Below are 6,717 nucleotides of genomic sequence, written 5' to 3'. Positions count from 1 at the left end.
GGGGAATGCATATCGTCCCCTTTAACAAACCTGATAATGAATTTTTCTTAATTAACATCAGCTATTCTTTATTTATGATGATTCTTTCTATGGTTGATTTAATTTTCCTTCAAAAAACAATGCTTTTCTTAGGTCTTTCACATTGTTCTCAGCTACTTTTTTTAAAGAAATGACAATGTGCTTTTGGCCGGTTTCATGCCCGGTTTGCTTTTCAGGTGGTAATTTGCTTAAAAACAATCTATAATGATCCAATGCATGTGATTTATCTTTGATTTTATGCTGATATATCGAAGCAATATAAAATAAATATTCGGGCTTTTGAGTATATTTATAGGCTGATTTATAGCAATCAACAGCATTCTTATATTTATCGATGGAACTATAAATAGATTGTTTTTCAAGGTATAATGCAGCCATAACCGATGGATCGGGTTGGAGCAATGAATCAGCTCTATTTAAATAATACAACCCCCTACCAGGTGTGGGCGAATTTAAAAAAGCCCTCCCCAGAAAATAACAGGTCTCAAAATCATTGGTATCTTTCTCATATGCTTCCAAAAGATGTTTTCGTCCACTATGAAATACATGGTTTCCTAATTTGGATATTCCTAAATATTTATATACAAATTTACTTGAATCACCTAAGGCCAGAGCTTTTGAAAATAGATTGGACGCCCGGTTATATTTTTTCCATTCATGATATACATAGCCCGTCTGTTTTAAAAACCTCAAATTGGTTGAATCTTTTGCAAGTATGGGGTTACACACTTCAATGGATTTTTGATATGCTTTATTTTTACGATAAATCCGGGAGACCTTATAGGCTATAAGCTGATCATAGGGATTTAAAGACAACCGTTTTTTGTAATAGAACAATGCCTTCGAAATGCTGTCCAAATTATAATAATTATTACCTAAATGTCTTATATATAAAATATTGGAAATATCATTCCTATATAATTCCTGAAAAATCTCTATTGCTTTTACATAATTATTATTGAATTCATGAATCCTGGCAAGCTTTATCCTGCATTCCCTATCATCAGGGCATTTTCTCAATATTGGTACTGCTTCTGTATAGTTGCCGGCGTCAAAATAAACGTCTGCCAGAAGCTTATTCAGCGTTGTATCATCGGGAAAAGATTGTAATCCTTCTTCCAATATGTTTATGCATTTATTAATTGCTCCTTGCTTTTTTAAAGCTACTCCATACCAATAGTAATCTTGTGTAACCGTACTGTTTGAATTTAAATTTATTTTAGCCCTTTCAGCAATGGTATCAAATTGATTCCGCAAATACAGCAACTCATACTGATTTTGCCCTTCAACATGACCATACAGAGCCAACATTAAGTAAAAACATAAACTGAGAAATACGCTTTTCATTTTATCACGGATATTTTACTGTTTATACATAAGAATTTTATCATGGCCGTTTCATATTTTCTTTTTACAAAAATAAAACTAATTTTTTAGTATTCCAACTAAATTATTAGTTAATTTTAGAATTTTTTATAATTGACCCAACAACTGAATAAAAATTAAACGGAATTATTTCAGCAATAGGAGAATCGAATTATTGAAAAGACTTATCGGAAAAGTGACCGCTCTCTAACCTGCATTATTTAAAAATCCCGCTAAGGAAGCAGGATAGTGAAGTTTTTGAATGCGGGATGGATAAAGGCATGCCTGATAGTTTCGGTTACTTAAGCTACAGTTTCAGCGACAGCCTCAGAAACCCGCAACCACCAAGTTCTACCACGAGAAAATAATCAACATGCGGGTTCTATGGTGATTTATCATAAAAATTTAAATAATGCAAAAGTATGGAATGAATGCATTAAACTTGTTAAATCTTTTTCATAAAGAATTATCTGTGAATAATTCGGGTTAAGATGTAACTTAACCCCGCGAAAAATCATATTTCACCATCCACTTCCCGGTTCAGGCGGTCAAAGAAATCTGTCATAAAGCGGTGTCTGTCTTTCGCTAGCTTCAGGCCACTTTGGGTAAACATTCGATCTTTTATGTATTGCAGTTTGACCAGATATTCCCTGTAAGCAGTATCTTCCGCACTATAGGGGGCCGAATTCTCCGGGTCTACCTCCTTATCGTGCAGCATGGCCCCGACTTCTCCGGCAAACAGGAAAGCTCTGGCAACGCCTACTGCCCCGATAGAATCAAGCTTATCCGCATCAAACAACACTTTGGCTTCAGGCGTTTCTGGTTGCTTATTGTCCCTGAACCGATGGGTAACTATACAATGAACGATTTTTTCGATCTTATCATTTTCAAGGCTTTCACCCGCTAAAATTTTCCGTGCCATGTCGGCCCCTCTTTCGGCATGACGAATGCGCCCCCGGCTCCGGTCCTCTTCAGTCCTGCCAATATCATGCAACAAAGCAGCCAATGCAACAATTTCCCGGTCGGCTCCTTCCAGTTCGCTCAAATGGAGAGCCATACGATAAACACGTTGGGTATGATCCCAGCGGTGACTGCTACTGGCGCTTTCAAAATGACTCCTGGCAATGTCACTGATCCTTTCTATCAGGTTCATAGATCATACAGATTTTGTAGATTTTTAGCTGTCTCTGCCTTTCCAAATAAATGCTTGCATGATTGAATGGCTCAGAGCTTAGAGCGCAGAGCAGAGAACAGAATGTTTCGGGTCCCGTGTTCCGAGACCCGAGACACGGGACCCGAAACCTTTTCCTCTTTTCCCTTACTCTGTGCAACTCAATTCTTGCTCAGTATTCATTCCAGCTCTTTATTTCCAGACTCTTTGTATCATATTTACAGAAAGAATAGATGAACGCGCTGGCCAGCCTTGCATTGGTGATCAGGGGTATATTTTGATCTATGGCCGTTCGTCTTATCCGGTAATCATTGTCCAGCTCGTTCTTCCCGTGATGTTTGGGCACGTTAACAACCAGATCGATCTTTTTCTCCTTGAGAAAATCTATGGTATTGGGCTGCCGATCTTCATCAGGCCAATGCAGAACAGTAGTTTCAACCCCGTTTTGCCTGAAAAAATCGTGGGTTCCTTCCGTGGCATAGAGGTTGTACCCCCTTTGGATCAGCATTTTTGCACTGGTAAGCATTTCGAGCTTAGACCGTGCCGGCCCGGAGGAAAGCAGCACATTCTTCTGAGGGATGGAATAACCTACAGAAAGCATGGCTTTCAGTATTGCTTCGTAATAGGTTTGCCCGATGCATCCTACCTCTCCGGTGGAAGCCATCTCAACACCCAGGATCGGATCGGCTTTCTGAAGCCGGGAGAAAGAAAACTGAGGAGCTTTAACCCCAATGTAGTCCAGATCAAACAATGAATTCACGGGTTTTTCAACCTGCTCACCCAGCATGACCCGCGTAGCCAATTCGATGAAATTCGTCTTCAAAACTTTTGAAACGAACGGGAAACTTCTGGCTGCCCGGAGATTGCATTCAATAACCTTTACATCATTGTCTTTGGCAATGAACTGCACATTAAACGGGCCGGTAATCTGCAGCTCATAGGCTATTTCACGGGCAATCTTCTTAATCCTCCGCACCGTCTCCACATAAATTTTTTGTGCGGGAAACACAAATGTAGCATCTCCGCTGTGAACCCCTGCAAATTCAACATGTTCAGATATGGCATAAACTACAATATCGCCTTTGTTGGCCACAGCATCCATTTCAATTTCCTTACCGTTCTCAATAAACTCACTGACCACCACCGGATATTGCCTGGAAACCTTTACGGCCAGATTAAGAAATTCCTCCAGCTCTTCCCGGTTAGAAACTACATTCATGGCAGCACCCGAAAGCACATACGAGGGGCGGATCAATACCGGGTATCCAACTTCATCAATGAACCGGTATATCTCCTCAATATTTGAAAGCTCCTGCCATCTGGGCTGATCAACACCCAGGCGGTCGAGCATAGCGGAAAAGGTATGGCGGTTTTCCGCCTTATCTATAGATTCCGGGGACGTTCCCAGTACATTAACATTTTGCTGGTGTAAACGGATGGCCAAATTGTTGGGGATCTGTCCTCCGGTAGATACAATGACTCCATACGGCTCCTCCAGATCAATGATATCCAGCACCCGTTCCAGGGTAAGTTCTTCGAAATAGAGCCGGTCGGACACATCATAATCGGTGCTGACTGTTTCGGGATTATAGTTGATCATGACGGAACGGTAGCCTTCCTTATTCAGGGCATTAAGGGCATTAACCCCACACCAGTCAAATTCTACGCTGCTTCCTATCCGGTAAGCTCCGGAACCCAATACTACGGCCGATTTACCGTCGCGCTGAAAGACAATATCGTGCTCCTCCCCGTTATAGGTCAGATAAAGGTAATTGGTGTAGGCAGGATATTCTGCTGCCAGGGTATCGATCTGTTTTACCGAGGGCAAAATATTTCTTTCTTTCCGGTGCGTCCTTACCTGAAGCATATGTTCACCGATCTGATCATCATCGCTTTTCATCACAAAGCGGGCTATCTGAAAATCAGAAAATCCTTTTTTCTTGGCTTCACGGAGCAGCTCATCCGGCAAATCTGCCGGGGAATCGTATGCCTTCATTGCGGTATGCAGGTCGAAGATGTTTTTAAGCCGCTGAAGAAACCAACTGTCAATTTTGGTCAGCTCATATAATTTTTCGATCGAATAGCCCTCATAAAAGGCTTTGGTAAGATAAAATATCCGCATATCAGTGGGAACGGCAAGCTCTTTCTCAAGCAGCTCTGTCTCTACATCTTTGTTGCCAACAAAACCATGCATCCCCTGCCCGATCATACGCAATCCCTTCTGAATGGCTTCCTCAAAATTCCTTCCGATAGCCATAACCTCCCCGACACTTTTCATACCGCTGCCAATCTGATTGGAGACGCCTATAAACTTATTCAGGTCCCATCTGGGGATCTTACAAACCACATAATCCAGGGCAGGTTCAAAGAATGCCGGTGTGGTTTGGGTAACCGAATTTTTCAGCTCGTGTAAGCCATATCCCAGCGCCAGTTTAGCCGCCACAAAAGCAAGCGGGTAACCGGTAGCTTTGGATGCAAGGGCACTGGAACGGGATAATCTGGCATTTACCTCAATAACCCGGTAATCTTCGGAAACCGGGTCCAAAGCAAACTGAACATTGCATTCCCCGACGACACCTATGTGACGGATGATACGTATAGAGAGCTCCCTGAGCATATGATACTCCCGGTTGGTGAGGGTTTGTGAAGGAGCCACCACAATACTCTCGCCAGTATGTATACCGATGGGATCAAAATTCTCCATATTACATACGGTAATGCAATTGTCATCATGATCCCGGACGACTTCATATTCTATTTCCTTCCAGCCCTTAAGCGATTCCTCGATCAGTACCTGCTCCGAGTAAGAAAAAGCTATGGAGGCAGTATTTTCCAGCTCCTTCTCATTAAAGCAAAAGCCACTACCCTGTCCTCCCAATGCATAGGCAGCCCTGAGAATCACCGGATAACCGAGCTTTTCTGCGGCCTCTTTAGCTTCTTTCAGATTATTGGCAGCAATACTTTCTGCTGACATTACGTCGATGTCCCTGAGCTTTTCTTTGAATATATCCCGGTCTTCCGTATCGATAATCCCCTGCACGGGAGTTCCCAGTACCTTTACATTATAATCCTCCAGCACTTTGTTTCTGTATAGCGCCACGCCGCAGTTCAAAGCCGTTTGACCTCCAAAAGCCAGTAATATCCCATCGGGCCGTTCTTTTTTGATTACCTCGGTAACGAATTCCGGGGTAACCGGCAGAAAATAAATTTCATCGGCAACTTCTTCCGAAGTCTGAACAGTGGCAATGTTGGGATTAATGAGCACGGTGCGTATACCTTCTTCTCTCATCGCCTTAAGTGCTTGTGAACCGGAATAGTCAAATTCACCGGCCTCGCCGATTTTGAGAGCGGCTGAGCCCAAGACAAGAACTTTGGATATATTTTGTGTGGTATTTCTCATTATTTCAACATTTTAAGATTTGGGGATCTCATTGGTTATTATAGTCCTTCAATAAATCAAGAAAATCATCGAAAAGAAATTCGGTATCTACAGGTCCGCCTGAAGCTTCGGGATGAAATTGCGTTGCGAAAAACGGGTATTTGCGGTGCCTGATCCCTTCACATGTATTGTCATTCAGATTGGTAAAATACAACTCCCAGTCACTGCCCAATGTATCAATATCCACAACATAACCATGATTCTGCGAAGTAATGTAACACCGGTTGGTGCCCTGAAGCAACACCGGCTGATTGTGGCTCCGGTGACCATACTTCAGCTTGTAGGTATCACCCCCCGTAGCAAGCGCCATAAGCTGAGTGCCCAGACAGATACCCATAACCGGTTTGTCTTTGTGCAGGGCCCTGCCAATGTTCTGTATTGCTGTATCTGCCCTTTTTGGATCCCCCGGCCCATTGGTTATAAAGAGACCGTCATAATCCTCCGTTAAAAAATCGTAGTCCCATGGAACCCGGACAACAGTGGTATCCCTGTTAACCAAACACCGGATGATGTTGTTCTTAAGCCCCAAATCCAGCAATATTACCTTATATTTTCCATCCCCATACTTTTGAACCGTAGAGGTACTTACTTTTTGCACCAGATTTTCTTCATTGGGATCGTACAGATCAACCTCTTCCTCGTCAATTATGATTTTTCCCAACATAACCCCTTCTTCTCTGATGATCTTGGTCAATGCCCTTGT

General features: G+C 42.4%; 4 protein-coding genes. All 4 read right to left on the bottom strand.

The window, feature by feature from the left end; genetic code table 11:
• Window positions 1-87: 87 nt before the first annotated feature.
• Window positions 88-1,386: a hypothetical protein gene (locus tag KGY70_14900; protein MBS3776482.1), complete on the bottom strand. Its 1,299-nt coding sequence runs from the start codon at window positions 1,384-1,386 to the stop codon at window positions 88-90.
• Between the two features lie 532 nt (window positions 1,387-1,918).
• Entirely contained in the window at window positions 1,919-2,557 is a 639-nt protein-coding gene (locus KGY70_14895; protein ID MBS3776481.1) for an HD domain-containing protein, read from the bottom strand.
• Between the two features lie 190 nt (window positions 2,558-2,747).
• Entirely contained in the window at window positions 2,748-5,975 is a 3,228-nt protein-coding gene (carB, locus tag KGY70_14890; protein ID MBS3776480.1) for a carbamoyl-phosphate synthase (glutamine-hydrolyzing) large subunit, read from the bottom strand.
• 28 nt (window positions 5,976-6,003) lie between these two features.
• Window positions 6,004-6,717, bottom strand: a 714-nt coding sequence (locus KGY70_14885; protein ID MBS3776479.1) for a carbamoyl phosphate synthase small subunit, incomplete at its 5' end; no start/stop codon positions are given.

This window comes from Bacteroidales bacterium (assembly GCA_018334875.1).
Lineage (GTDB): Bacteria > Bacteroidota > Bacteroidia > Bacteroidales > UBA12077 > JAGXLC01.
Note: the sequence above shows the minus strand (reverse complement) of the source record. Positions and strands in the feature narration are given on the sequence as shown.